This is a genomic window from Burkholderia sp. SRS-25 (assembly GCF_004343765.1).
GTDB lineage: Bacteria > Pseudomonadota > Gammaproteobacteria > Burkholderiales > Burkholderiaceae > Burkholderia > Burkholderia contaminans.
Genome location: NZ_PTXM01000003.1, coordinates 382,507 through 407,925, shown reverse-complemented (window position 1 = coordinate 407,925; position 25,419 = coordinate 382,507). Strand labels below are relative to the sequence as shown.

The 25,419-nt window shown below is 68.6% G+C and carries 18 protein-coding genes; 10 read left to right on the top strand and 8 right to left on the bottom strand.

Going from position 1 to position 25,419, the window contains the following annotated elements:
* The first annotated feature begins 137 nt into the window (after positions 1–137).
* From xdhA to C5O79_RS04430, 4 genes are all read left to right on the top strand, one after another.
* Positions 138–1,688, top strand: a complete 1,551-nt coding sequence (xdhA, locus tag C5O79_RS04445) for a xanthine dehydrogenase small subunit (protein ID WP_122473605.1) — start codon at positions 138–140, stop codon at positions 1,686–1,688.
* A gap of 18 nt (positions 1,689–1,706) precedes the next feature.
* On the top strand, positions 1,707–4,070 hold the full coding sequence (xdhB, locus tag C5O79_RS04440) for a xanthine dehydrogenase molybdopterin binding subunit (RefSeq protein WP_122473606.1): 2,364 nt from the start codon (positions 1,707–1,709) through the stop codon (positions 4,068–4,070).
* A 132-nt stretch (positions 4,071–4,202) separates the two neighbouring features.
* Positions 4,203–4,820 (top strand): xanthine dehydrogenase accessory protein XdhC, encoded by a 618-nt coding sequence (gene xdhC, locus C5O79_RS04435; protein WP_046545035.1) that lies wholly within the window; start codon positions 4,203–4,205, stop codon positions 4,818–4,820.
* Positions 4,821–4,908: 88 nt separating this feature from the next.
* Positions 4,909–5,310 carry a polyketide cyclase gene (locus C5O79_RS04430; RefSeq protein WP_122473607.1) on the top strand — a complete coding sequence of 134 codons (402 nt, stop codon included), beginning with the start codon at positions 4,909–4,911 and terminating at the stop codon, positions 5,308–5,310.
* Between the two features lie 34 nt (positions 5,311–5,344).
* Here the strand turns inward: C5O79_RS04430 and C5O79_RS04425 are convergent, their stop codons facing one another.
* The 3 genes from C5O79_RS04425 to C5O79_RS04415 all read right to left on the bottom strand — a co-directional run bounded on the left by C5O79_RS04425 (position 5,345) and on the right by C5O79_RS04415 (position 8,518).
* Complete coding sequence (locus tag C5O79_RS04425) at positions 5,345–6,292, bottom strand: LysR family transcriptional regulator (RefSeq protein ID WP_046545036.1); 948 nt, start codon at positions 6,290–6,292, stop codon at positions 5,345–5,347.
* 68 nt (positions 6,293–6,360) lie between these two features.
* Entirely contained in the window at positions 6,361–6,999 is a 639-nt protein-coding gene (locus C5O79_RS04420) for a 2-hydroxychromene-2-carboxylate isomerase (protein WP_046545037.1), read from the bottom strand.
* Positions 7,000–7,093: 94 nt separating this feature from the next.
* Positions 7,094–8,518, bottom strand: a complete 1,425-nt coding sequence (locus tag C5O79_RS04415; protein WP_122473608.1) for a TAXI family TRAP transporter solute-binding subunit — start codon at positions 8,516–8,518, stop codon at positions 7,094–7,096.
* Positions 8,519–8,956: 438 nt separating this feature from the next.
* On the opposite strand from C5O79_RS04415, the gene C5O79_RS04410 reads away from it, so the two are divergent.
* The 3 genes from C5O79_RS04410 (at position 8,957) to C5O79_RS04395 (ending at position 13,999) form a co-directional block, all read left to right on the top strand.
* Positions 8,957–9,322 (top strand): BON domain-containing protein, encoded by a 366-nt coding sequence (locus C5O79_RS04410; protein WP_047850640.1) that lies wholly within the window; start codon positions 8,957–8,959, stop codon positions 9,320–9,322.
* A 136-nt stretch (positions 9,323–9,458) separates the two neighbouring features.
* Positions 9,459–11,549, top strand: a complete 2,091-nt coding sequence (locus tag C5O79_RS04405) for a D-(-)-3-hydroxybutyrate oligomer hydrolase (RefSeq protein WP_122474503.1) — start codon at positions 9,459–9,461, stop codon at positions 11,547–11,549.
* Between the two features lie 614 nt (positions 11,550–12,163).
* Entirely contained in the window at positions 12,164–13,999 is a 1,836-nt protein-coding gene (locus C5O79_RS04395) for a peptidase S1 (RefSeq protein ID WP_047850638.1), read from the top strand.
* Positions 14,000–14,156: 157 nt separating this feature from the next.
* Here the strand turns inward: C5O79_RS04395 and C5O79_RS04390 are convergent, their stop codons facing one another.
* The 5 genes from C5O79_RS04390 to C5O79_RS04370 form a co-directional block, all read right to left on the bottom strand.
* Complete coding sequence (locus C5O79_RS04390; protein ID WP_046546292.1) at positions 14,157–14,945, bottom strand: sulfite exporter TauE/SafE family protein; 789 nt, start codon at positions 14,943–14,945, stop codon at positions 14,157–14,159.
* A 335-nt stretch (positions 14,946–15,280) separates the two neighbouring features.
* Positions 15,281–16,720 (bottom strand): DHA2 family efflux MFS transporter permease subunit, encoded by a 1,440-nt coding sequence (locus C5O79_RS04385; protein WP_131931191.1) that lies wholly within the window; start codon positions 16,718–16,720, stop codon positions 15,281–15,283.
* Positions 16,721–16,858: 138 nt separating this feature from the next.
* Entirely contained in the window at positions 16,859–17,590 is a 732-nt protein-coding gene (locus C5O79_RS04380; protein WP_122473610.1) for a DsbA family oxidoreductase, read from the bottom strand.
* Between the two features lie 197 nt (positions 17,591–17,787).
* Positions 17,788–18,582, bottom strand: coding sequence for a PAS domain-containing protein (locus C5O79_RS04375; RefSeq protein WP_046545043.1), 795 nt, complete (start codon positions 18,580–18,582; stop codon positions 17,788–17,790).
* Positions 18,579–19,553: an ornithine cyclodeaminase family protein gene (locus C5O79_RS04370; RefSeq protein WP_122473611.1), complete on the bottom strand. Its 975-nt coding sequence runs from the start codon at positions 19,551–19,553 to the stop codon at positions 18,579–18,581. Before C5O79_RS04370 ends, C5O79_RS04375 begins: the two co-directional genes overlap by 4 nt.
* A 379-nt stretch (positions 19,554–19,932) precedes the next feature.
* On the opposite strand from C5O79_RS04370, the gene C5O79_RS04365 reads away from it, so the two are divergent.
* From C5O79_RS04365 to C5O79_RS04350, 3 genes are all read left to right on the top strand, one after another.
* Positions 19,933–20,712 (top strand): ABC transporter substrate-binding protein, encoded by a 780-nt coding sequence (locus tag C5O79_RS04365; protein ID WP_047850635.1) that lies wholly within the window; start codon positions 19,933–19,935, stop codon positions 20,710–20,712.
* 67 nt (positions 20,713–20,779) lie between these two features.
* Positions 20,780–22,024: an FAD-binding oxidoreductase gene (locus tag C5O79_RS04360; protein WP_122473612.1), complete on the top strand. Its 1,245-nt coding sequence runs from the start codon at positions 20,780–20,782 to the stop codon at positions 22,022–22,024.
* Between the two features lie 484 nt (positions 22,025–22,508).
* Positions 22,509–25,232 (top strand): hypothetical protein, encoded by a 2,724-nt coding sequence (locus tag C5O79_RS04350; protein WP_122473613.1) that lies wholly within the window; start codon positions 22,509–22,511, stop codon positions 25,230–25,232.
* The last annotated feature ends 187 nt before the right edge of the window (positions 25,233–25,419 follow it).

Here is a 25,419-nt window from a genome sequence, read left to right as displayed (position 1 = left end):
CGTCAGTTATATGGGCCCCATGCGTGATGGGCTATGGGTTGCGAAATTTGATGGTGATAGCGTGCAAACTGTCGGAAAAACGTCGGTCGAGCGCACTGCGCGGGCCGCCTTGCCCCCATTTGAAGAACCATCGAGACATGAGTGAGCCGATCCGCTTCTACCATCGTCACGCGATCCGCGAAGTCAGCGGCGCGGACGTTACCCGCACCGTGCTGCAATACCTGCGCGAGGACGCGCATTGCACCGGCACCAAGGAAGGCTGCGCGGAAGGCGACTGCGGCGCGTGCACGGTCGTCGTCGGCGAACTGACCGACGCCGGCTCGGTCGAGTTCAAGGCCGTCAACGCATGCATCCAGTTCCTGCCGACGCTGGACGGCAAGGCGCTGCTGACGGTCGAGGACCTGCGTCAGCCGGACGGCGCGCTGCATCCGGTGCAGCAGGCGATGGTCGACTGCCACGGTTCGCAATGCGGGTTCTGCACGCCCGGCTTCGTGATGTCGATGTGGGCGCTGTACGAGAAGCACGGCCACGAAGGCTGCGCCAGCGCCGGCACGTGCGCGAAGGCGAAGGACGTGCCGACGCGCACCGAGATCGCCGATGCGCTGACCGGCAACCTGTGCCGCTGCACCGGCTATCGCCCGATCGTCGACGCGGCCGTGCAGATGTTCGAAGCGCCGGCGCCGTCGGCGCCGGTCGACACGGCCGCGCTGGCCCGCACGCTCGCGTCGCTCAAGCGTGACGAGACGTTCGACTACACGACGATCGACGGCGCGCGCTTCGCGGCGCCGCGCACGCTCGACGCGCTGGCCGCGCTGAAGGTCGAGCGGCCCGACGCGCGCATCCTGGCAGGTAGCACCGACATCGGCCTGTGGGTCACCAAGCAGATGCGCCGGCTCGACGACCTGATCTACGTCGGCCAGATCGCCGAACTGCAGAACATCGTGCACGGCCAAGACTGGATCGAAATCGGGGCTGGCGTGACGGTCGAGAAAGGGTATGCGGCGCTGGCCGGCCAGTATCCGGAACTGACCGAGATGTGGAAGCGCTTCGCGTCGCTGCCGATCCGCAACGCGGGCACGATCGGCGGCAACGTCGCGAACGGCTCGCCGATCGGCGATTCGATGCCGGGCCTGATCGCGCTCGGCGCGCGCGTGGTGCTGCGCGGCGGCGACACGGTGCGCGAGCTGCCGCTCGAGGCGCTGTATACGGGCTACCAGCAGAAGGACATGGCGCCGCACGAATTCGTCGTCGGCCTGAAAGTGCCGACCCGCACCGGCGCGCGCGAGAAGCTGCAGTTCCGCACGTACAAGCTGTCGAAGCGGTTCGACTCCGACATCTCGGCCGTGTGCGCGGCATTCGCGTTCATCGCGGACGGCGACACGATCCGCGAGCCGCGCGTCGCGTTCGGCGGGATGGCAGCGACGCCGAAGCGCGCGACCCGGACAGAAGCCGTGCTCGACGGCGCGCAGTGGCACGAAGCGACCGCGCAGGCCGCGATGCAGGCGCTCGAGCGCGACTACCAGCCGCTGTCCGACATGCGCGCGACGAGCACGTACCGCCTCGATACCGCGAAGAACCTGATGGTCCGATTCTGGCTGGAGACGCGCCCGCACGACCCGCTGCCGCCGCAAGCCCTGAATGTGCGTGAAGTGGCCGCCGAACTCGGCACCAACGCGGCGCGCGTCTGAAGACGGAGAACACCGAACATGAACCAGCAAGCAGAACCGTTCCTGAGCACCCTCGACCCGCAAGCCGACGCCGCGCAGGTCCACGTATCGCGCGCGCACGAATCCGCGCACCTGCACGTCAGCGGGCGTGCCACCTACACCGACGACATCCCGGTCGTCGCGGGCACGCTGCACGCGGCGCTCGGCCTGTCGGCGAAGCCGCACGCGAAGATCGTGTCGATGAACTTCGACGCGGTGCGCGCGACGCCGGGCGTGGTCGCCGTGTTCACGGCCGACGACATCCCGGGCGTCAACGATTGCGGCCCGATCATCCACGACGACCCGGTGCTCGCGAAGGGCATCGTGCAGTTCGTCGGCCAGCCGATGTTCATCGTCGTCGCGACGTCGCATGAAACCGCGCGGCTCGCCGCGCGCCGCGCCCAGGTCGACTACGAGGAGCTGCCGGCGATCCTCACCGCGCAGGAAGCGCGCGCGGCCGAAACCTACGTGATCCCGCCGCTGAAGCTTGCGCGCGGCGACGCGGCCGCACGGCTCGCCGTCGCGCGGCACCGCGAGTCGGGCGAAATGCTGCTGGGTGGCCAGGAGCAGTTCTACCTCGAAGGGCAGATCGCGTACGCGGTGCCGAAGGACGACGACGGGATGCACGTGTACTGCTCGACGCAGCACCCGAGCGAGATGCAGCACCTCGTCGCGCACGTGCTCGGCGTCGCGTCGCACAACGTGCTCGTCGAGTGCCGCCGGATGGGTGGCGGGTTCGGCGGCAAGGAATCGCAGTCGGGCCTGTTCGCATGCTGTGCGGCGCTTGCCGCGTGGAAGCTGCTGTGCCCGGTGAAGCTGCGTCCGGACCGCGACGACGACATGATGATCACCGGCAAGCGGCACGACTTCCATTACCGCTTCGACGTCGGCTACGACGACGACGGCCGCATCGACGGCGTCGCGCTCGACATGACGTCGCGCTGCGGCTTCTCGGCCGACCTGTCGGGCCCGGTGATGACGCGCGCGGTATGCCACTTCGACAACGCGTACTGGCTGGGCGACGTCGCCATCGCCGGCTACTGCGGCAAGACCAACACGCAGTCGAACACCGCGTTTCGCGGTTTCGGCGGCCCGCAGGGCGCGTTCGCGATCGAGTACATCCTCGACGACGTCGCGCGTTCGCTCGATCGCGATCCGCTCGACGTCCGCTACGCGAACCTGTACGGCAAGACCGAACGCAACGTCACGCCTTACGGGCAGGCGGTCGAGGACAACGTGCTGCAGGAGCTGCTCGGCGAACTCGAAGCGACGAGCGACTACCGCGCGCGGCGCGCGGGCGTGCGCGCATTCAACGCGCGCAACACCGTGCTGAAGAAGGGCATCGCGCTCACGCCGGTGAAGTTCGGCATTGCGTTCAACGTCACGCACTTCAACCAGGCCGGCGCGCTGGTGCACATCTACACCGACGGCTCGGTGCTCGTGAACCACGGCGGCACGGAGATGGGGCAGGGGCTCAACACGAAGGTCGCGCAGGTCGTCGCGCACGAGCTCGGCATCCGCTTCGGCCGGATCCGCGTGACGGCGACCGACACCAGCAAGGTCGCGAACACGTCCGCGACGGCCGCGTCGACGGGCTCGGACCTGAACGGCAAGGCCGCGCAGGATGCGGCGCGCCAGTTGCGCGAGCGCCTCGCGGTATTTGCGGCGAAGCAGTTCGGCGACGGCAAGGTCGATGCGGCCGACGTGAAATTCGGCAACGACTTCGTGTGGATCGGCGGCAACGGCGTGCCGTTCGGCGAGGTGATCGCGAAGGCGTACCTCGCGCGCGTGCAGCTGTGGTCCGACGGTTTCTACGCGACGCCGAAGCTGTACTGGGATCAGTCGAAGCTGCAGGGTCGGCCGTTCTACTACTACTCGTATGGCGCGGCCGTGTCGGAAGTCGTGATCGACACGCTGACGGGCGAGATGCGCACGCTGCGCGTCGATGCGCTGCACGACGTGGGCGCGTCGCTGAACCCGGCGCTCGACATCGGCCAGGTCGAAGGCGCGTTCATCCAGGGGATGGGCTGGCTCACGACCGAGGAGCTGTGGTGGAACAAGGGCGGCAAGCTGATGACGCACGCGCCGTCCACGTACAAGATCCCGACGGTGAACGACACGCCGCCGGAATTCAACGTGCAGCTGTTCAAGAACCGCAACGTCGAGGACAGCATTCACCGTTCGAAGGCCGTCGGAGAGCCGCCGCTGCTGCTGCCGTTCTCGGTGTTCTTCGCGGTGCGCGATGCGGTGGCCGCGGTCGGCGACTACAAGGTGAACCCGCCGCTCGATGCGCCGGCGACCGGCGAGTCGATCCTGCGTGCGGTCAGCGCGGTGCGTGCGGCACGCGCCGTCCAGGCTGTCTGAGATGAAACAGCCTCCACGGTCACTTCGTTCGCTGTCGACCGGAGTTGGCGCTTCAGCGCTTACTCCGGTCCCGTGCACGGCTCCCCCCGAGGGGGCGGTCAGCCTCCTTGGGGCGGCCCGGCGGAGACTGACATGAACGGCCCCGCACGCTCGCTCCGCACCGCGTCGACCGCGGCGTTCGCGCCGGGCACCGGCCAGCGCAACCGCGCGACCGGTACGCCGGCGCCGATGCACGTCGTGCTGTTCGGCGCCGGTCACGTCGGTCACGCGCTCGTCACGCTGCTCGGCGCGCTGCCGTGCGTCGTGCAGTGGGTCGACACGCGCGACGAGCTGTTCCCGGACGAATGTCCGCCGAACGTGCAGCCGGAGCCGACCGACACGCCGGAGGCCGTCGTCGACGCCGCGCCGCCCGGCGCGTATTTCCTCGTGATGACGCACAACCACGCGCTCGACTTCTCGCTCGCCGCGCAGATCATGCGGCGGCGCGACTACGCGTACTTCGGGATGATCGGCTCGCGTACCAAGCGCGTGAAGTTCGAGCGCCGGCTTGCCGCGCGCGGCGTCGATCCGGCGCGGCTCGTGGAGATGGTGTGCCCGATCGGCGTCGCGGGCATCGTCGACAAGGCGCCGGGCGCGATCGCGGTGGCTGTGTGCGCGGAGCTGCTGCAGGTGCGCTCGGGCATGCCGGTGGCCGATGCGAAGGCCGCCGCATCGGGACGTGCGCGCGACGACGCGACCTGCGCGCGGTAGCGCCGCGCGGCCAGCGCAGGGCCGCGCGATTTTGCATACACTGCACGACGACGCGCGGCATCGGGCCGCGCCTTATCGTGCACGTGCCATGTCCGATCATCAGGTTTATCTCGACGCGCTCGATGCGAGCCTCGTCGCCGTCGAGCGCTGGCTGTCCGGCGTCGATACCGCGCCCGAGGCGCTCGACGCGCTGCTCGCCGCGTTTTCCGCCGAATTCACGATGATCCTGACCGACGGTCGCGTCGTCGATCACGACGGCACGCGCACGCTGTTCGCGAAGCTCGCCGGCGCGAAGCCGGGGCTGCGCATCACGCTGTCGGACACCCGCGTGCTCGCGGCCGACGCGTCGCATGTGACCGTCACCTATCTCGAAGCGCAGCACGCGGCCTCGGGCGAGCTGCCCGCGCGTCGCGCGACTGCCGTGTTCGAGCGCGACGCGGCGGGCGTCGTGCGCTGGACCCATCTGCAGGAAACCTTCTGCACGGCCTGAACTCGAGCGGCCGTGCCGTGTTGTGTGCCGCGGCTCAGCGCTTGCGGCTGCGGGGAACCGTCAGCTCGTCGGACACGCTCTGCATCAGCGCGCACAGCCACGCGATGTCGGTCGGTCGGTCGGGCTGCGGATGCGTGAGCAGGTAGCTCTTGATGCGCGGGAACGGCACGGGCGGCGTGACGACGACGAGCGGCAGCAGCTGCGCATAGTGTGTTGCGAAGCGGCGCGTCGTCGTGAAGATCAGGTCCGACTGCAGCAGCACCTGCGGCACGATCCCGAAGTACGGCAGCGTCGTCACGATGCGCCGCGTAAGGCGCGCGCGTGCCAGGCCGATCTCGATCGCGTTGCGCTTGTCGCCGGTGTACGGCGTCGGCGCGACGTGCGCGGCCGACGCATACGCTTCGCGCGTGAGCGGCTCGCGTGCGAGCGGGTGCGCATCGCGCATCAGGCACACGATCGTGTCGGAGAACAGGTCCTGACGCGCGAACTGCGGGTCGGGCTTCGGCCAGTTGCCGATCACGAGATCGAGCGCGCCCGATTCGAGCGCGCCCGCGTGATCGAGTGCGGGATTCAGCGAATCGATTTCCAGATGGGCATGCGGCGCCGCGTCGCGAAAGCGCTCGATCAGCGTCGGCATGAAGAAATCGTTCAGGTAATCGGGTGCGGCGACGCGGAACGTGCGCCGCGCGGACGACGGATCGAAGTCGCCGTGCGGCGTCGCGATGAAGTCGACCTCGCGCAGCGCGCGCTGCGCGGCCTCGAGCAGCGATGCGCCGTATTCGGTCGGCACCATGCCGGATTTGCCGCGCACGAGGATCGGGTCGTTCAGCGTCTCGCGCAGCTTGCGCAGCGCGGTGCTGATCGCGGGCTGGGTCTGGTTCAGCCGCAGCGCGGCCTGCGTGACGCTGCGCTCGAGCAGCAGCGTGCGCAACACGCGCACGAGCCAGATATCGAGCGAGGCGGTACGGTCGTCGTCTTCCATCGTAGGGGGTGATTCGGATGAAGCGTAACCTTACCGCAGCCGCGCGCTGACGTGCGTGATACCGGCCATCACGGACGGCTCTTCGGCAGCGTGCTGATCCGCTTGACCTCGCGCGATTCGAGCCAGTTCGGCGTGCGTGCGCAGTACAGCACCATCGGCAGCGCGTCCTCGCCCCAGAACAGCTGCTGGTTCATCCAGAACGTCGGCACGCCGAACACGCCGAGCGCAATCGCGTCGTCGGTGTTGCGGCGCAGCTGCGCGCTCGTCTCCTCGAATTCGATCAGCTCGTCGCCGTGGCCGACGCCGACGCGTTCGCACAGCGCGGCAAACCCGGCCGGCGTCGACGGATCGTTGCCGTCATGCCAGATGAAGCGGAACATTTCCAGCACGGTCGCGATGTCGGCGCGCAGCGCGATCGCGAGGCGCAACACCTTGTCGGAATCGAACGGATGGGCGGGCGGCATCTTGAAGCGGATGCCTAGCTGCTCGGCGCGAAACAGTGCGTGACGGTACGTGAACACGCGCTTGGCGGGCACGTCCGCGCTCGAGCGTTGCCCCCAGTGGCGCTGCAGGTCGGGCAGCGACACCGCGACGGGCTCGAACGGCACGTCCGGCCATTTGTCGAGCTGTTCGAGAAGCAGGTAGGAGAACGGCGACACGAAGTCGTAGAACCAGGCGGGTTGGGCGGTATCGAGGCCGGTTGTCATGGCGATCTCCAGAGGGTGGGGCGTGCGGCGCCTGGCGGCGGCCTCCATGTTACGCGGCGGCACGCGCATGCGGCAATGATCGCGGATCGTCCGCTCACGCGGAACCGGGAGTCGCCCGAGGGGGCGTGCCGGCCGGCGGCGCGGGCTCGGCACGTGCGTGCGGCGGCCCGGCCGGCGTGTCCTGGTCGTGCGCGGTGAGCCGTTCGCGCACGAAGCCGATGTGCTCGCGCAGCACGTAGAACTGCCCGGCATAGGCCAGCGGCATCTTCATCCGGTTCACGGCTTCCTCGATGTCGTCGAGCTCGTCGAGCAACTGCACGCGCTCCTCGGCCGTGTGCTCGCCGAGCGCGCTGCGCTCGAGCGCGATCAGCGCGCCGTACCAGCGGTAGATGCGCGAGCGCACGCGCCAGCCGTACAGCGACGGCACGAGCCGCAGCCCGGGGATCAGCACGACGATCAGCGGCACGACCACGACGAGCAGCCGGTCGACGAGGCTCGCGACCCAGAACGGCAGCCGCCGGTACAGGAAGGTCTTGCCTGATTTGTAGTAGCGCGCGGCGTCGTCGGAGAGCGGGAAGCCGCGCGTGACGGGCGACGGGAATTCGCCCGCGTGCTGCAGGATCGTCGCGTGTCCGTGCACCTCGCGCGCGGCCTCGATCAGCAGGTCGGACAACGCGGGGTGCAGCGAGTCGCGCGCGACGAGCTCGATGGTCGGCGCGACCGTGTGGATGTCGGCGGGCGGCAGGTTCCGGCCGAGATCGTAGACCCCCATCGGCAGCGTGATCGCGGTCAGGTACGGAAAGCGCCGCGCGTACGCCTCGGCCTGCGTGAACGAATACACGTGCACGCCGGGCGCCCGGAACAGCTTCGCCATCACCGGGATCTGCGTCGAGTCGCCGGACAGGAACGCCGCGTCGATCTTGCCGTCGAGCAGCGCGGTGGCCGCGTCCTCGCCGGCGGTCGGCAGTAGCTCGGTCGAGCCGCCCGGCGCGATGCCGTTCATCTTCAGCAGCGCGAGGCTCAGCTCGCGCGCGCCGCTGCCTTCCGCGCCGAGCGCGAGCCGCTTGCCCTTGAAGTCGGACAGGCGCGCGACGACCGGGCCGCGATACATGATCGCGAGCGGCACGTAGCCGATGCTGCCGAGCGACACGAGGTGTTCGTCGCGCTCCTTCGGGCCGATGCCGCTCTGCACGAAGCCGACGTCGACCGGCGCGTTCGGGTTCGACAGCCGCGCGAGGTTCTGGGCGGACCCTTCGGATGACTGGACGTCGAGCGTGACGCCGTTCTTCGCGAGGATCGTCTTGTATTTCTGCGCGGCGTTCCAGTACGTGCTGCCGGGCGGCCCGGACGAGATCACGAGCGTGGACGGCGGGGCCGGCTGGATCAGCTTGACCGCGAGCCAGACGGCCGCGCCGGCGAGCAGCACGGTCGGGCCGATCGACAGCGCGAGGTCGCGCCACGACACCGCGACGAAGCGGGCGAGGATGCGGCGGGGCGGGCGAGGGCGGGCTGGTTTCATGGGGACGGCGAATGACGCTGGCGTGACGTATCGGTGACGATCGGACGGCTGTCATGGACGACGCCGGTGCTCGCGGCGATGGTACCCGGTTTCACCGGGCGTGCGTGAGCGGGGCGGCCTGGCGCGGCACCGCGGCGACAGTGGCGGGCGGCCCCGCGTCAAAAGCTTTGCGCTTCCGCGGGCGCTGGATTACATTGTGCGACGCAGCCGCGCCCGATTTGCGCGCGACCCGGCACGCAATGAGACCGGGCGCGTTCGGCCGGCGGCTGTCCGGCCCGGCCGGCCCGCTTTCGCGTGCGCCTGCCGCCAGCCCGTCTCGCCTCTCTCGTATCGCCGTGGAAAACACCGGCTGTCCCGCCCGTTCGCGCGCGGGCCGGCTGTTTTTGGGGGTAATCGGCCGTACTGTGCACGGCCGTTCCGGAGTGATAAGGAGATAGCATGAAGTCGATCGTGTTGAGAGCGTTGGGCGTCGCCGCCGTGGCGGCCTGTCTGTCGGGCAGCGTGTATGCGCAGTCGAGCGATGCCGCGGCAACGGAAGCGCCCGCGGCCGCGACCAGCGCGCCGAAGGCCGCCGCGAAGACCGCGAAGAAGGCGAACCGCAAGCTTGGCTACGCGGTGCGCAAGGCGATTTCGAAGGAAGCCGGCGTGAATGTGTCGAACCTCGTCGTGCGCTCGAAGGGTGGCGCGATCACGCTGGAGGGCACGATGCCGGCCCAGGACCAGATCGACAAGGCCGAAGCCGCAGCCAAGGACGTGAAGGGCGTGACGTCGGTCACGAACAAGCTGACGGTTCAGCAGCAGTGATGCCGGGCAGCGGCGCGTGAGCGCCGCATGCGCCCGTTTTCAGGCGGGCCCCGGCATGCCGGGGCCCGTTTGCGCTTGAGAGGCCGCAAGCCGCATGAAGCGGCGGCGGACCGATAACGATATCGAGAGGGCGGCGATGACGAGGCTCGGGTGGGGCAGGCGGATGGTTTTCGGCGCGGCGCTGGCCGCGGTCGCGATACTCGGCGCCTGTAACGGCGACGAATCGGCCGAGCGCAACCGGTTGCCCGGTTTCGTGTCCGGCAGCGTGCGCACGACGGCCTATGACGGCGCGAGCGACGACCTGCTGACGGCCGGCCTCGGCAAGACGGGCCTCGGCTCGGCGAGCGCCCCCGGCTTTGCGAATGCCGCCCGGCCGACGAGCGCCGAGCTGCGCCGTCTCGCGATCTGGTCGAACTATCGCGCACTCGTCGACATGAGCGCGAACGGCGGCTACGGCCGCTTCTGGGGGCCGAACGTCGACCTCGACGGCAACGACACGCTCGGCGAAGGCAAGATTCCCGGCACCGAATATCTCGCGTACGCCGACGACGGCAGCGGCAGCAAGAACGTCACGCTGCTCGTGCAGGTGCCCGCCAGCTTCAATCCCGCGCAGCCGTGCATCGTCACCGCGACGTCGTCGGGCTCGCGCGGCGTGTACGGCGCGATTTCCGCGGCCGGCGAATGGGCGCTCAAGCGCGGCTGCGCGGTCGCCTACAACGACAAGGGCGGCGGCAACGGCGCGCACGAGCTGATGTCGGACACCATCACGTTGATCGACGGCACGCTCGCCAACGCGGTGCTGGCCGGCACTGCGAGCCTGTTTACCGCGAACGCCACCAGCGGCGAGCTCGCCGCGTTCAATTCCCGCTTCCCGAACCGCTATGCGTTCAAGCACGCGCATTCGCAGCAGAATCCCGAGCAGGACTGGGGGCGCGTGACGCTGCAGTCGGTCGAGTTCGCCTACTGGGCGCTCAACGAGCAGTTCGCGCCCCTGATCGACGGTTCGCATCACGGCGTGCGCTATCGCGCGGGCGACGTCACGACGATCGCCGCGTCGGTCAGCAACGGCGGCGGCGCGTCGCTCGCGGCGGCCGAACAGGACAACCGCGGCTGGATCACCGCGGTCGTGGTCGGCGAGCCGCAGATCAACGTGCGGATGGCGCCGAACGCGGTCGTGCGCTCGGGCGGCCAGCCCGTGCCGTCGTTCGGCCGGCCGCTGGCCGACTACGCGACGCTCGCGAACCTGCTGGAGCCATGCGCGGCCGCGTCGGCATCGCTTGCCGACGCGCCGTCCCTGAGCGCGCTGCCGGCGGCGACCACGCAGTCGATCCGCACCCAGCGCTGCGCGACGCTCGCCGCGGCGGGGCTCGTGTCGGGCGCCGATACGCAAAGCCAGGCCGCCGACGCGCTCGCGCAGCTCCACGCGGCCGGCTACCTCGCCGATTCCGACCTCCTGCAGGCGCCGATGTGGGATTCGCAGGCGATTCCGGCGATCGCGGTCACGTATGCGAACGCGTACACGCGCTCGCGCGTCACCGACAACCTGTGCAATTTCAGCTTCGCGACGACGAACCCGGCGACGGGCGCCGTCGCCGCGCCGGCCACGTCGCCGATGCCGGCCGTGTTCGGCGTCGGCAACGGCGTGCCGCCGACGGCCGGCATCAACCTCGTGTTCAACACGGGCGCGGGCGTCGATCACCGGCTCGCCACCCCCGATGCAAGCTTCGCGGGCGCGCTGTGCCTGCGCCAGCTCTGGACGAACGGGATGCTCGGGATGCCCGCGAACGTCGACGCGGTGCGCGTGAACGCGAACCTGCAGGGCAAGCCGGCGATCATCGTGCAGGGCCGCAGCGACGCGCTCGTGCCCGTGAACCACGCGTCGCGCGCGTATGTCGCGCAGAACGGCATCAGCGAAGGCGGACGCAGCCAGCTCGTGTTCTACGAGGTGACGAACGGCCAGCACTTCGACGCGTTCCTGCCGGTGCCGGGCTTCGACACGCGCTTCGTGCCGGTTCATTACTACAACCTGCAGGCGCTGAACCTGATGTGGAAGCACCTGAAGAACGGCGCACCGCTGCCGCCGTCGCAGGTGATCCGCACGGTGCCGCGCGGCGGCACGCCGGGCGCCGCGCCCGCGCTGACGGGCGCGAACCTGCCGCCGATCTCGGCCGCGCCGGGCGCGAACGCGATCACGGTCGGCGCCGGCGCGATCGACGTGCCGCTCTGACGGCGAGCGCCGCGCGGCCCTCACGAAGCCGGACAGCCGTCCGGCTTTTTCTTTTGGGTGCCCTGGAATCGGTCCCGAACTGCCTTTTATCGGAATGGCGAGCGCCGTAACAAATTATTACTTTACGGCGATAAATCGGGACCCTAATATGCGCCGGTATTTTCACTTAATTTAATAAATTCCAGATACGAGATATTCCTTTCCGTTTAGTTAATCGATCCTTTCGATTTTATTAAATCGGCTCGAGTTGCGATTGATCGTCGTTTTGCGATTAATCGGCATCTCGCCGAGGGGGATTGTTTGTCTGTTCGAAGCGAGGCGTCCTTGTTGGTGGCGGCCCGGCGGGGCGTGCTTTTGTCGTCGATTTTGTGCATGTGCAAATGCGCTGAATGAATATGTATTGCTGCGGATTATCGAATTGTCGTTCGCAATGGAATTGATTCCATTGTGCGGTCGCAAAAAATATGGGCGGGGTAAATCATGCCGGTCGATATTCATCGATCCGGTAAAAAACTCGGAGTGCGTCGCATAACGAATGCATTCCCGGTGCGGAGCGCCGGCGCAAATGATCCTTTGCGACCGGCGGTATTTATCGTTCTGTTCGAGAGGCAATAATGACGACACGGAAGTCCTTGAAAGACGGTTTCGCGCTATTCGGAACGACACTGAGCGTGCCGCTCGCGGCGGCCGCGGCCGCTGCGCTGCTCGTCACGGGGTGCGGCGGCGACGACGGGGCGAGCCCGGCTGCTTCGGCCGCCGCCGCCGCCGCGACGTCGGCCGGCGCCAGCACGTCGGCCAACACCAACGCAACGGCCGCCGCGGCCGACCAGCCGTACGTCGACAACGACGTGTACGGCACCGGGCCGAACGACGCGGTCACGGATTCCACGGAAGGAGCGGCCGTCGTGCACCGTACGGTCACGATCGGCGGCAAGGCCATCAAGTACACGGCCACCACGGGCCACCTGACGACGATCGATCCGGTCACGTCGGCGCCGAACGCGAAGATGTTCTACGTCGCGTACACACAGGACAATCCGGACCCGTCGAAGCCGCGCCCGGTCACGTTCTTCTACAACGGCGGCCCCGGCTCGTCGTCGGTCTACCTGCTGCTCGGCTCGTACGGGCCGAAGCGCCTGCAGTCGTCATTCCCGAACTTCACGCCGCCCGCGCCGTACAAGCTGCTCGACAACCCGGACAGCCTGCTCGACCGTACCGATCTCGTGTTCATCAACCCGGTCGGCACCGGTTACTCGGCGGCGATCGCCCCGGCGAAGAACAAGGATTTCTGGGGCACCGACCAGGACGCCCGGTCGATCGACCGCTTCATCCAGCGCTACCTGACCAAGTACTCGCGCTGGAATTCGCCGAAGTTCCTGTACGGCGAGTCGTACGGCACCGCGCGCAGCGCGGTCGTGTCGTGGGTGCTGCATGAGGACGGCATCGACCTGAACGGGATCACGCTGCAGTCGTCGATCCTCGACTACGCGAACGCGCTGTCCGCACCGGGCACGTTCCCGACGCTCGCGGCCGACGCGTTCTACTGGAAGAAGACGACGCTCAACCCGACGCCGACCGACCTCGACGCATACATGGTCCAGGCCCGCAACTACGCGGACAACACGCTCGCGCCGCTCGCGCAGAAGCCGAACCCGCAGGACGGCGGCTTCGTGAACGTGCGGCTGAACCTGAACCTGCAGACCGCGCAGCAGATGGGCGCGTACATCGGCACGGACCCGACGTCGCTGATCCAGACCTTCGGCAACCCGGCCGCGCTCGGCAACGTGCCGTCGTCGGACGACAACCCGCCGTACACGTTCTTCCTGACGCTCGTGCCGGGTACGCAGATCGGCCAGTACGACGGTCGCGCGAACTTCACGGGCAAGGGCATCGCGCCGTACATCCTGCCGAACTCGGGCAGCAACGATCCGTCGATCACGAACGTGGGCGGCGCGTACACGGTGCTGTGGAACAGCTACATCAACACCGACCTCAAGTACACGTCGACGTCGTCGTTCGTGGACCTGAACGACCAGGTCTTCAACAACTGGGACTTCAGCCATACCGATCCGACCGGCGCGAACAAGGGCGGCGGCAATACGCTGTACACGGCGGGCGATCTGGCGTCGACGATGAGCGTGAACCCGGACCTGAAGGTGCTGTCGGCAAACGGCTATTTCGACGCCGTCACGCCGTTCCACCAGACGGAGCTGACGCTCGCGCAGATGCCGCTCGACCCGACGCTCAAGGCGCAGAACCTGACGATCAAGAACTACCCGTCGGGCCACATGATCTACCTGAACGACGCGTCGCGGACCGCGCTGAAGGGCGATCTCGCCAACTTCTACGACGGCATCCTGGCCAACCGCACTGCGCTGCAGCGCGTGCTGAAGCTGCAGATGCGCACGCAGCAGCTCAAGCAGCAGAAGTTGCAGCAGCAGGGGCAGTAAGCGGCACGGGCGGCTCGCGCCGCCCCGGATGGACGACAGCCCGATCGGCGCAGGCCGGTCGGGCTGTTTTCATTTGCGGAGGGTGATGGGCCGGCGCGTCGTGCGCCGGCCGCGAAATGGCGTCAAACCGTCGAGGACAGGGCGTGCGCGCCGTGTGTTACGCCAGCACGAGCCGGATGCCGACCGCGACGAGCGTCGAGGCGAGCAGGTTGCGCAGCAGCCGTTCGGGCGCGCGCGCCGACAGCAAGCTGCCGAGCACGATACCGGGCAGCGAGCCGAGCAGCAGCGACAGCAGCATCGACCAGTCGACCGAGCCGAGCAGCCAGTGGCCCATGCCCGCGACGAGCGTGAGCGGCACCGCGTGCGCGATGTCGGAGCCGACGATGCGGGTCGTCGCGAGCGCCGGATACAGCAGCAGGAGCACCGTCACGCCGATCGCGCCGGCACCGACCGACGTCATCGACACGAGCACGCCGAGCACGGCGCCCGTCAGTACGGTCGACCACAGCGTGCGCGCGGGGCTCGGTGCAAGTGGGTTGCGCGCGGCGAACGCGGTGAGCTGCGGCCGGAAGATGAGCGCGAGCGACGTGAGCAGCAGCGCGACGCCGAGCACGAGCTGGATCATCCGCGCGGTACCCGGCGCGTTCATCCCGTGCGTATGCAGCCACCACAGCGTGATGGCCGCGGCCGGGACGCTGCCCGCCGCGAGCCGGCCCGTGATGCGCCAGTCGATCGACCCTTTCAGGCCGTGGACGAGGGTGCCGGTGGCCTTGGTCGCGGCCGCGTACAGCAGATCGGTGCCGACCGCCGTTGCAGGGTGGACGCCGAACAGCAGCACGAGGATCGGCGTCATCAACGAACCACCGCCAACGCCCGTCAGGCCGACGAGGATGCCGACGAACAGGCCGGACAACGAGTACAGCAGGTCGATATGGGGAAGCGACATCGGAAGCAGGCGGTTATGGGGCGACGGTTGTGCGATGTTCGGCGGCGGCGCGCGGCCGCGGCGCGCGTCAAAGTCCGCCATTGTCGCAAATGTGGCGCGTGGATGTACGACTGCGTTAAAAATCGAAGAGGAAAGCCCGTGGGGCGGGCATCGAGCCCAAAGTAAAACGGGCGTTTGAGCAGAGCGAGGGGCGTGATGGCCGTTCTCTTCGCGACCGATCAGCCCGAAACGCCCGGTGAAGCGGGTACGAGGCCTGGCAGGTATAAAAAAGGGCGCGACAGTGCGCACCCTGGTTCGATGGCGGCGGTCGATGCCACCAGCCGCTGACCCCCGGGTCAGTGCATCGCGGGGCCGACGCCCTCGACCGCACCCTGCTGCCGGATGCGCAGCGCGAGGCCGATCAGCGCAGCGACGGCGGCGAACGCCGCGCCGAACGCGAAGGCCGCATGGTAGCCGCCGTTCAGCGCGTCGAGCGGCGCGGCATTCGCTGCCGCGAGCGCGTCGCTGCGGGCGGCCGCGAGGCTCGCGAGCACGGCGAGGCCGAGCGCGCCGCCCATCATGAACGCGGTGTTGACGATTCCCGACGCGAGCCCGGAATCGGACGGATCGACGTCGCTCATCGCGGCGAGCAGCACCGGGTTGAACGCGACGCCCGCGCCGATGCCGAGCAGCGTCATGCCGGGCAGCACATGCCAGACGAAGCCGCCGTCCACCGGCGCACGCGAGAACAGTGCGAGGCCGCACGCCGCGATCAGCAGGCCGGCCGCGATCGGGCCGCGGATGCCGAAGCGCATCACGATCCGCGCGGACAGCCCGAGCGAGAACGCGGCCATGATCAGGTTCGCCGGCAGGAATGCAAGGCCGACCTGCAGCGACCGGTAGCCGAGCACGCGCTGCATGTACAGCGCGGACAGGAAGAACCACGCGAACATCGCGGCCGCCCACAGCACGGCGATCACGTTCGCGAGCGCGACGTTGCGCGACGAGAACAGCGAGAGCGGCATCAGCGGATGCGCGGCGCGCGCCTCGATCGCGATGAACAGCGCGAGCAGCGCGACCGCAGCGCCGATCAGTGCGACGGTCTGCGTCGACAGCCAGCCGGCTTCGTTGCCGCCGACGATCCCGTAGACGGCCAGCATCAGCGACGCAGTCACGGTGATCGCGCCCGCGACGTCGAGTCGTGCGTTGCCGGCCGGCGCGCGCAGGCGCGGCAGCAGCGCGACGCACATCGCATAGACCGCGATGCCGATCGGCAGGTTGACGAGGAAGATCCAGTGCCACGACAGCGAGCTCGTCAGCAGCCCGCCGAGCAGCACGCCGATGCTGCCGCCGCCCGCGCAGACGAAGCCGTACACGCCCATCGCGCGGGCGCGTTCGCCGGGTTCGGTGAAGAGATTCATGATCAGTGACAGCGCGACGGCCGATACGACCGCGCCGCCGATTCCCTGCACCGCGCGCGCGGCGATCAGCATCGCCTGCGATTGCGCGAGCCCGCACGCGAGCGACGCGAGCGTGAAGACGACGAGGCCGGCAAGGAACATGCGCCGCTGGCCGTACAGGTCGCCGAGCCGCCCGCCGAGCAGCAGGCAGCCGCCGAACGTCAGCAGGTACGCGTTGACGACCCACACTAGGGCCGTCTCGGTGAAATGGAGGTCGGTGCTGATCGACGGCAGTGCGACGTTCACGATCGTGCTGTCGAGCACGATCATCAGCACGCCGAGGCAGAGGACGATCAGCGCATACCAGCGCTTCTCGCCGTGAATCCCGTGGGTCATGGGCTTGCCGCCTACTGATAGCTATTTGAAGGCTGCATTGTAGACGCCATCGGCGCGGGCTTCCTGCCGGTTTGTGGCAGCAGCGAAGCGTAGTCGCGCGTCCGGGCGGGGCGCGCGTGATGATGGATGCGACCGGCGTTACGAGCGCGTCGGCAACTCGCAGCCATCGGGGCCGCACGCGGCCGCGTCGCCACCGTCGAGTTCGACGATGCCGTCGCGCCATGCCTGGTCGAGCGCCTGCGCGAACGCGTCGGCCGGTTGCGCGCCCGACACCGCGTAACGGCCGCCGAACACGAACAGCGGCACGCCGCGCCCGCCGATCTGCGCGGCGCGGGCGACGTCGGCTTCGACTTCGGCGCGGTACAGGTCGCTGCGCAGCACGGCTTCGACGGCCGAGCGCTCGAGTCCGGCCTCGACCGCGAATTCGGTCAGCTCGGCGTGATCGAACAGCGACCCGTGCTCGCAGAAATACGCGCGGTACAGCCGCTCGGTCAGCGCGTGTGCGCGGCCCGTCGCTTCCGCGAGCTTCACGAGCCGGTGGCCATCGAGCGTGTCGCCGACGAGCGTGCCGGGCAGGTCGTAGCGCAGCCCGACGCTCGCGGCCGCATCGGTGACCTGGCGCAGCATCTGGTCGACCTGCGCGGGCGACATCCGGTACTTGCCGCCGAGCATTGCCTCGACCGGCTCGACGGGCTGGCCGGGCATCAGCCGGTACGCGCGCAGCGCGACGTCGACGCGGTCGGCGTGCGCGAACGCGGCGAGCGCCTCATCGAAGCGGCGCTTGCCGATCCAGCACCACGGGCAGATCAGGTCGGACCAGATTTCGACGGTGAGGGTCGGGCGGGCAGTCGGGGCGGGAGCGGTCGTCATGGGCGGTTCCGGGCAGCAAAAAAGTGTAACTGGGACTATATCACTTTGTGCTTCGACGCTTCGTCTTGCCCGGCGACCGGGTGAAACGGGCGCCCGGCGTATCACGAAGCATAGACACGGAAGCGGTGCCCCGATAGCGATTGCCGATGGCCGCCGCCGCCGCGCGTTGCGGCGCACCGGCCCGCGACGTATTGCGCTCAAGCATCGCCCTGCGTTTCCTTCAGGTGCTTGAGGTGCTTGTAGACCGTCGCGCGGCCCATCCCGAGCACGTTCGCGACGTAGTTCGCCGCGCTCTTGCCGCGAAACGCGCCCTCCGCGTAAAGGGCTTCGACGAGCTCGCGCCGGTGCTCGCGCGTGAGCCCGTTCAGCCCGACCTGCCGCTCACGCAGCCAGCCGTGCAGGAACGTGTTGATGCGCTCCTGCCAGTCGTCGCGGAACAGCTCGTCCGGCTGCGCGACGACGCCCGCGCCCTTGATGAACAGGTCGAGCGTCGCGCGCACCTCGTCGAACACCGCGATGTTGAAGTTGATGCACATCATTCCGGCCGGGTGGCCTTCGTCGTCGAACAGTACGTTGCTGACGCAGCGCATGCGGCGGCCGTCCCAGTTCAGCTTCTCGTACGGGCCGATCACGCGTTCGCGCGCGGAATGGTCGATTTCCTCGAGCGCGGAATCGTCGCCGACCTCGCGCTTCGACAGGTTGTTCGCGAGATACAGCACGGTCTGGTCGTGCAGGTCGTGGATCACGACTTCCGCGTACGGGAAGAACAGCGCGGCGATACCGTCGGCGATCGGCGCATAGCGGGTGAGCAGCAGGTCTTTGACGGGGGATTTCTTCTTGCGCATCGGGTTCGCCATCTCGGGTGGGCGGGGGCCGGGCAGCGCATCGGGCCGGCGTGCCGGCGCACCGTTGGCCGGCATGCCCGTGCGCCCGCGCGCGGCCGCCGCGGCGGTTGCGCCATTGTATCGGCCCCGCGCGCGCGTGCCGCTCATACGCGTGCCAGGTGCATGTACAGCGCGTGCGCGATCGCGATGTCTTCGAGCCCGAGGCCGATCGAGCGGAAGAATGCGTGACGGGCGTACGACGGTGCCGGGCAGGTGCCGACGACGAGCGCGGGCAGGTCGCCGGCGATCCGCGCGGCGTCCCAGCCGTGCTCGGCTGCCGCGATCTGCATCTCGCCGGCGCTCGCGGGTGTCGTGTGCCGGTAGTCGCAGTACACATCCATGTCGGGCAGCCAGGCGGGCGGGATTTCGTGTGCGCGTGCAACGTTCGTGCTGATCGACGTGACGAGCGCGGGGCGCGTGAGCATCCCGTCGCCGAGCACGGGCGTGCCCGACGACGTGCACAGCATCACGACGTCCGCGTCGCGCACGCAGGCTTCGACGCTCGCCGCGGCGCGTGCACGCGGATCGAGCTGCGCGAGCGTCGCCTGCTGCGCCGCGTCGCCGGCAAGCGCGGGCGAGTACATGCGGATCGTCTCCCAGTCGCGCAAGCCCGCCGTGTGCCGCAAGTGCGCGAGGCCGACCGCGCCCGCGCCGACGATCGCGAGACGGCGCGCGTCGCGCGGCGCGAGGCAGTCGACCGCGAGCGCGGTCGTGCCGGCCGTGCGCTCGACGGTCAGCAGCCCCGCGTCGCACCACATCAGCGGCTGGCCCGTGCGCATCGACATCAGCGCGGTCCAGGCGGTGACGATGGGTTTCCCGTCAGGCTTGCCGCCCGACACGACATACGGCGACAGCTTCGCGCCGAATACCTGCGCGTCGGCGAGCGCGCCGAGATACGTGATGAAGTCGCCGGCCTGGTCGGGAAACAGCGTCAGCGTTTGCGGCGGCTGCACCGCGCGCGCCGCGGCGAGCGACGCGAACATGCTGCGCAGCGTACCGAGCACGTCGAGCGACGGCAGGGCCGCGCGCACTGCGGCTTCGTCGACGGTCAGCGGCGGGGTCGGGACGGTTTGCGTCATGGGGACATCTCCGGTCGGGGCCGGACAGGGCCGTCTCAATTGACGGTGTCCGGCGGTGTTCGTGATGGACGAAAAGTCTAATATAGACAAACAAAATCTGGAGGACTTTTCTTTTCGAGACTTGGCGTCGTCGCGAGAATCGAAAAAAACACCGGTAAATCAAGGTCATTCCGGATACCTAGCGAATTCTGGACGTCGCATATCGGGGCACGATTCTCGTATCCCCTATAGTCTATAGTAGACTTTGAGTCTATATTTCGCGTGCAGGACACGACACGTCGCAGGGCGGTGGTTGCCTGCTTCGAATGCCGATCCGGCGCCCGACCCGGGCCATCGTGTACCGATCTTCATCGCCTCAATCCAGAACGGAAGGACCGTCATGAACTGGAAGCTCTCCCTTTGCGCCGCTGCGGCGCTTGCCTGCGTGGCCGTCACGGCCCATGCGGAACAGACCACGTTGCGCTTCGGGATCGAAGCCGCGTATCCGCCGTTCGAGAGCAAGACGCCGGCCGGCCAGCTGCAGGGTTTCGACGTCGACATCGGCAACGCGGTGTGCGCGAAGCTGAACATGAAATGCGTGTGGGTCGAGAATGCGTTCGACGGCTTGATCCCGGCGTTGCAGGCGCGCAAGTTCGATGCGATCAACTCGGCGATGAACATCACGTCGAAGCGCCGGCAGAGCATCGACTTCACGCCGGCGATCTACGTGGTGCCGATCGTGATGATCGCCAGGCACGGCTCGCCGCTGCGGCCTGACGTCGCGAGCCTGCGCGGCAAGCACGTCGGCGTGCTGCAGGGCTCGTCGCAGGAGGATTTCCTGAAGGCGCACTGGGCCACAGCGGGTGTGGCCGTCGTGTCGTACCAGGATCAGGACCAGATCTATGCGGATCTCGTCGCGGGTCGTCTCGACGCGGCCGTGCAGGAAGCGCAGACCGCGCAGGACGGTTTCCTCGACAAGCCGGCCGGCCGCGACTACCAGATCGTCGGCGAGCCGCTGAAGGATCCGGCGACGCTCGGCGAAGGCACGGGCTTTGGAATGCGCAAGAGCGACAAGGCGCTGCAGGCGAAGATCGTCGGCGCGCTCGACGCGCTGAAGAAGGACGGCACGCTCAGTGCGCTGTCGCAGAAGTACTTCAAGCGCGACATCGTCGCGAAGTAAGCACCGGCGCGCGCCGGCCGCCGCGCCGGCGCGTGCCGCATCGAATCTCGACGCAGTACGGGGAATCATGGACTTCGACGTCATCGTTCTGGGGGCCGGCATCGTCGGCGTGTCGTCGGCGCTGCATCTGCAGGATCGCGGGCTGCGCGTCGCGCTCGTCGACCGGCGCGCGCCCGGCGAGGAAACGAGCCACGGCAATGCGGGGCTGATCGAGCGCTCGTCGGTCGTGCCGTACGCGTTTCCGCGCCGGCTCGGCACGCTGCTGCGCTATGCGCGCAACCGCTCGGTCGATCTCTACTGGGACTACCGCGCGCTGCCCGCGTATGCGGGCTGGCTCGCGCGCTTCTGGCGCGAATCGTCGCCGCAGCGGCTCGCGGCCGCCGCGCGCGACCTGTTGCCGCTCGTCGCGGCGAGCGTCGTCGAGCACGACGCGCTGCTCGCGCGCACCGATGCCCAGCCGCTCGTGCACGACGGCGGGTGGATCGAGGCGTTCCGTTCGCCCGCGCTGTTCGATGCGGAAACGCGCGCGCAGCGGCGCGTGGCCGACGCGCACGGGCTGCGGATGACCGTGCTCGACGCGGGTGCGTTGCTGGCGCGCGAGCCCGGTATCGGCGACGCGTTCTGCGGCGCATTCCATTGGCAGGACCCGAAGACCGTGTCGAGTCCGGGCGGGCTGACCAAGGCCTACGCGCGGCTGTTCGAGCGCGACGGCGGCACGTTCGCGCTCGGCGATGCCAGGACGCTCGTGCAGGTCGATGACGGCTGGCAGGTCGGTACCGAGCACGGGCCGATCTCGGCGCGCTCGGCCGTGGTGGCGCTCGGGCCGTGGTCCGATCACGTCTTCGAGCCGCTTGGTTACCGGATTCCGCTGCGCGCGAAACGCGGCTACCACATGCATTACCGGCCCACGCGCGCGCCGTTGAACGTGCCCGTGTGCGATACCGAGGCAGGCTTCGTCGTCGCGCCGATGGACGGCGGCCGCCTGCGGCTCACGACCGGCGTCGAGATCGCGCTGCGCGGCGCACCGCCGTCCGGTGTGCAGCTCGCGCGCGCCGAGCCGCTGGCGCGCGATGCATTCGGCATCGGCGAGCGGCTCGATCCCGAACCATGGCTCGGGATGCGGCCGTGCACGCCCGACATGCGCCCGGTGATCGGGCCTGCGCCGCGCCATCGGCACCTGTGGTTCGCGTTCGGCCATTGTCACCACGGGCTTACGCTCGGCCCCGCAACCGGACGCCTGCTCGCCGAAATGATGACGGGCGCGCCGACCTATATCGATCCCCATCCGTACCGGCCCGCGCGCTTCGGCTGATCCGGCGGCGCGCACTGCGTCGCGCGCGCCGGCGTTCACAATGTTTCATTTTGCTATCCGAATCATCGGAAATCGCGCAATCGGAAATGATCTGCGTAATCGTCGAGAAAGATAATCGCGAAATAAAGAAAATCAGAAAATCGGCGATTGAGCAATGAATTTTCATATTGCTGAAATGCGTAAAGTGCGGCCGCTCGTGACGGTGTGACGCGCCGTTGCAGCGGATGCTCCGGTGTTACGCGGAATGTACCGGAACACGTTACCGAGGGGCTCGCAAACGTTACGTTACATCCGTGTTCCATCGGCCTTTTTCATCAGATGATTGCGGCGCCAATGCCGTGAATTTCGTCTGAAATCGATTAAAAAAGCGTTATTGAAGGTCAATAGACAGACGAATCAATCCTGTTTTTCGAATTGGCACACTTCGTGCAATCCGTCCCCATGCTTTATCAACGTTGTGCCAACCGAGATGGGGAAAATAAAGATGGGACACAATCTGAAATTGACGGGTGCAGCGCTGTCGGTCGCGACGGTGTTCGGGGTACTGGCTTCGGGTTCCGCGATGGCGGGGGCCCTTGATGCGCTGCCGATTCCGCAAGTGATCGTCAACCCGCCGACGAACAGCGTGTCGGTCGGGTTGGTCGCGACGGGTACGTCGCCGCTGGGCTCGGTCACCGTGGCGGCAGGCGGGGCGGGCGCGATCCAGACGTCGCTGGGCGATCCCGGCCAGGTACTGTCGGGCGCCGTGGGGGCGGTGACCGGCGCACTTGGCGGTGGCGGCGGCACGGTGCAGCCGCTCGCGCCGGTCCAGGGTGTGCTGAATCAGGTGACGGGTGCGTTGGGCGGCGGCAACCCGGCGGGTGCGTTGACCGGTGCGCTGAATACGGCGACGGGGACGCTGAGCAATGCGGTTGGCACGGTAACGGGGGCACTGGGTAATGTCGGCGGCGGCTCGAATCCGCTGGCACCGGTTCAAGGTGTCGTGAGCCAGGTCACGGGCGCTCTCGGTAGCGGCAATCCGGCAGGCGCACTGACCGGCGCCCTCGGCACGGTGACGGGTGCGCTGGGTGGCATCGGCGGTGGTTCGGATCCGCTGGCGCCGGTGCAAGGTGCTGTCAATCAAGTAGCGGGTGCGCTCGGTGGCGGCAACCCCGCTGGTGCATTGACCGGCGCACTCGGCACGGTGACGGGCGCACTGGGCGGTATCGGCGGGGGTTCGAATCCGCTGGCGCCGGTGCAAGGCGTCGTCAATCAAGTGACGGGTGCGCTCGGCAGCGGCAACCCGGCGGGCGCACTGACCGGCGCACTCGGCACGGTGACGGGTGCACTGGGCGGCATCGGCGGCGGCTCGAGCCCGCTGGCGCCGGTACAAGGTGTCGTGAATCAAGTAACGGGTGCGCTCGGTGGCGGCAACCCGGCTGGTGCACTGACCGGCGCACTCGGCACGGTGACGGGCGCACTGGGCGGCATCGGTGGCGGCTCGAACCCGCTGGCGCCGGTACAAGGTGTCGTGAATCAAGTAACGGGGGCGCTCGGTAGCGGCAACCCGGCGGGTGCGTTGACGGGTGCACTCGGCACGGTGACCGGTGCGCTGGGTAATGTCGGCGGCGGGTCGTACCCGCTGGGCGCAGTTCAAGGCGTCGTCAATCAAGTAACGACGGCGCTCAATAACGGTAACCCGGCCAGCGCGTTGACGGGGGCACTCGGTACGGTGGCGAGTGAACTGGGTGCCGGCAATCCGGCAGGCACGGTGACCGGTGCGATTGGCAACGTGACGGGGGCGCTGGGCGCATTGGGCGCTCTCGGCGGCGGCGCGGATCCGCTGGCTCCGGTTCAGGGCGTGGTGAATCAAGTAACGGGCGCACTGGGTGGTATCGGCGGCGGTTCGAACCCGCTGGCACCGGTTCAAGGTGTCGTCAATCAAGTAACGGGCGCGCTCGGTGGCGGAAACCCGGCGGGTGCGTTGACCGGCGCACTCGGCACGGTGACGGGCGCACTAGGCGGTATCGGCGGCGGTTCGAACCCGCTGGCACCGGTCCAAGGCGTGGTGAACCAGGTCACTGGCGCGCTCGGCAGCGGCAACCCGGCTGGCGCACTGACCGGCGCACTCGGCACGGTGACGGGCGCACTGGGCGGCATTGGCGGCGGCTCGAACCCGCTGGCGCCGATCCAGAGCGTCGTCGACCAGGTCACGGGTACGCTCGGCAGCGGTAACCCGGCCGGCGCGCTGAGCAATGCGGTCAACACGATCACGGGCACGCTCGGCAACGTCGGTGGCGCGGGGAGCCCGCTTGCGCCGGTGCAAGGTGTCGTTACGCAACTCGCAGGCACGCTCGGCAACGATCCGGCCGGTGGGCTGACGAACGCGCTGAACTCGGTGACGGGTGCGCTCGGCGGCTCGAACCCGCTGGCGCCGGTGCAAGGCGTCGTGAACCAGGTCGTCGGCACGCTGTCCGGCGCCGGTGGCGGCAGCCCGATCGCGCCGATCACGAACCTCGTCAGCGGCCTGCAGAACGCACTGCCGACCGGTGCACTCGGCTCGGTGACGGGCGCACTCGGCAACCTCGGCGGCTCGAACCCGCTGGCGCCGGTGCAGGGTGTCGTGAACCGGGTCGTCGGCACGCTCAGCAACAACAATGCGGTCGGCACGGCCACGAACGCACTGGGTAACGCGGTCGGCTCCGTCGTGGGCGCACTCGGCAACCTCGGCGGCTCGAACCCGCTGGCGCCGGTGCAAGGCGTCGTGAACCAGGTCGTCGGCACGTTGTCGGGCGCGGCGGGCAACAGCCCGATCGCCCCGATCACGAACCTCGTGAGCGGCCTGACGGGCGGCAGCAACCCGGCGGGCGCACTGACCGGTGCGCTCGGTTCGGTGACGGGCGCGCTCGCGAACGGTCCGGTCGCACTCGGGCAGGCGGCCGGCGCGCTGACGGGCGCGGCCGGTTCGACGGCAGCGGCCGGCGGCAGCCTGCTCGGCTCGGGCGCGAACGCGGCAGGCGGCACGGCGGGCGCAGTCGGCTCGCTGCTGACGACGGGCGCCAACGCGACGGCGACGGTCGTCAACGCGGTCGGCACGACGGTGGGCACGGCGCTCGGCTCCGCGCCGGGCCTGTCGGTCACGCCGCATTCGGGCAACAGCGCGCCGGGCAACCCGCTCGCGCCGGTGTCGTCGCTGCTCCAGTCGCTCGCGGGCGCACTGCCGAAGTAACCGGCCGCGCACGCACGGCGGAGCCGGATCGGCCGCCGTGCGCAACGGGCCGCACGACGCGGCATGACAGCAATGTCATGCCGCGTTGTCTTTTGGTGCCCCATTTTTCTTTCGCCGCACGAATGGCTGCCGCCGCCGAAGACGACGCTTGCCGGCCGGCGTGGAATAACCGGTCGCCTCCATCCGT

What these genes read in the sequence shown, in the direction of transcription:
- xdhA (WP_122473605.1), top strand. Translation starts at nt 138, where the DNA reads ATGAGTGAGCCGATCCGCTTCTACCATCGTCACGCGATCCGCGAAGTC.
- xdhB (WP_122473606.1), top strand. Translation starts at nt 1,707, where the DNA reads ATGAACCAGCAAGCAGAACCGTTCCTGAGCACCCTCGACCCGCAAGCC.
- xdhC (WP_046545035.1), top strand. Translation starts at nt 4,203, where the DNA reads ATGAACGGCCCCGCACGCTCGCTCCGCACCGCGTCGACCGCGGCGTTC.
- C5O79_RS04430 (WP_122473607.1), top strand. Translation starts at nt 4,909, where the DNA reads ATGTCCGATCATCAGGTTTATCTCGACGCGCTCGATGCGAGCCTCGTC.
- C5O79_RS04425 (WP_046545036.1), bottom strand. Translation starts at nt 6,292, where the DNA reads ATGGAAGACGACGACCGTACCGCCTCGCTCGATATCTGGCTCGTGCGC.
- C5O79_RS04420 (WP_046545037.1), bottom strand. Translation starts at nt 6,999, where the DNA reads ATGACAACCGGCCTCGATACCGCCCAACCCGCCTGGTTCTACGACTTC.
- C5O79_RS04415 (WP_122473608.1), bottom strand. Translation starts at nt 8,518, where the DNA reads ATGAAACCAGCCCGCCCTCGCCCGCCCCGCCGCATCCTCGCCCGCTTC.
- C5O79_RS04410 (WP_047850640.1), top strand. Translation starts at nt 8,957, where the DNA reads ATGAAGTCGATCGTGTTGAGAGCGTTGGGCGTCGCCGCCGTGGCGGCC.
- C5O79_RS04405 (WP_122474503.1), top strand. Translation starts at nt 9,459, where the DNA reads ATGACGAGGCTCGGGTGGGGCAGGCGGATGGTTTTCGGCGCGGCGCTG.
- C5O79_RS04395 (WP_047850638.1), top strand. Translation starts at nt 12,164, where the DNA reads ATGACGACACGGAAGTCCTTGAAAGACGGTTTCGCGCTATTCGGAACG.
- C5O79_RS04390 (WP_046546292.1), bottom strand. Translation starts at nt 14,945, where the DNA reads ATGTCGCTTCCCCATATCGACCTGCTGTACTCGTTGTCCGGCCTGTTC.
- C5O79_RS04385 (WP_131931191.1), bottom strand. Translation starts at nt 16,720, where the DNA reads ATGACCCACGGGATTCACGGCGAGAAGCGCTGGTATGCGCTGATCGTC.
- C5O79_RS04380 (WP_122473610.1), bottom strand. Translation starts at nt 17,590, where the DNA reads ATGACGACCGCTCCCGCCCCGACTGCCCGCCCGACCCTCACCGTCGAA.
- C5O79_RS04375 (WP_046545043.1), bottom strand. Translation starts at nt 18,582, where the DNA reads ATGAGCGGCACGCGCGCGCGGGGCCGATACAATGGCGCAACCGCCGCG.
- C5O79_RS04370 (WP_122473611.1), bottom strand. Translation starts at nt 19,553, where the DNA reads ATGACGCAAACCGTCCCGACCCCGCCGCTGACCGTCGACGAAGCCGCA.
- C5O79_RS04365 (WP_047850635.1), top strand. Translation starts at nt 19,933, where the DNA reads ATGAACTGGAAGCTCTCCCTTTGCGCCGCTGCGGCGCTTGCCTGCGTG.
- C5O79_RS04360 (WP_122473612.1), top strand. Translation starts at nt 20,780, where the DNA reads ATGGACTTCGACGTCATCGTTCTGGGGGCCGGCATCGTCGGCGTGTCG.
- C5O79_RS04350 (WP_122473613.1), top strand. Translation starts at nt 22,509, where the DNA reads ATGGGACACAATCTGAAATTGACGGGTGCAGCGCTGTCGGTCGCGACG.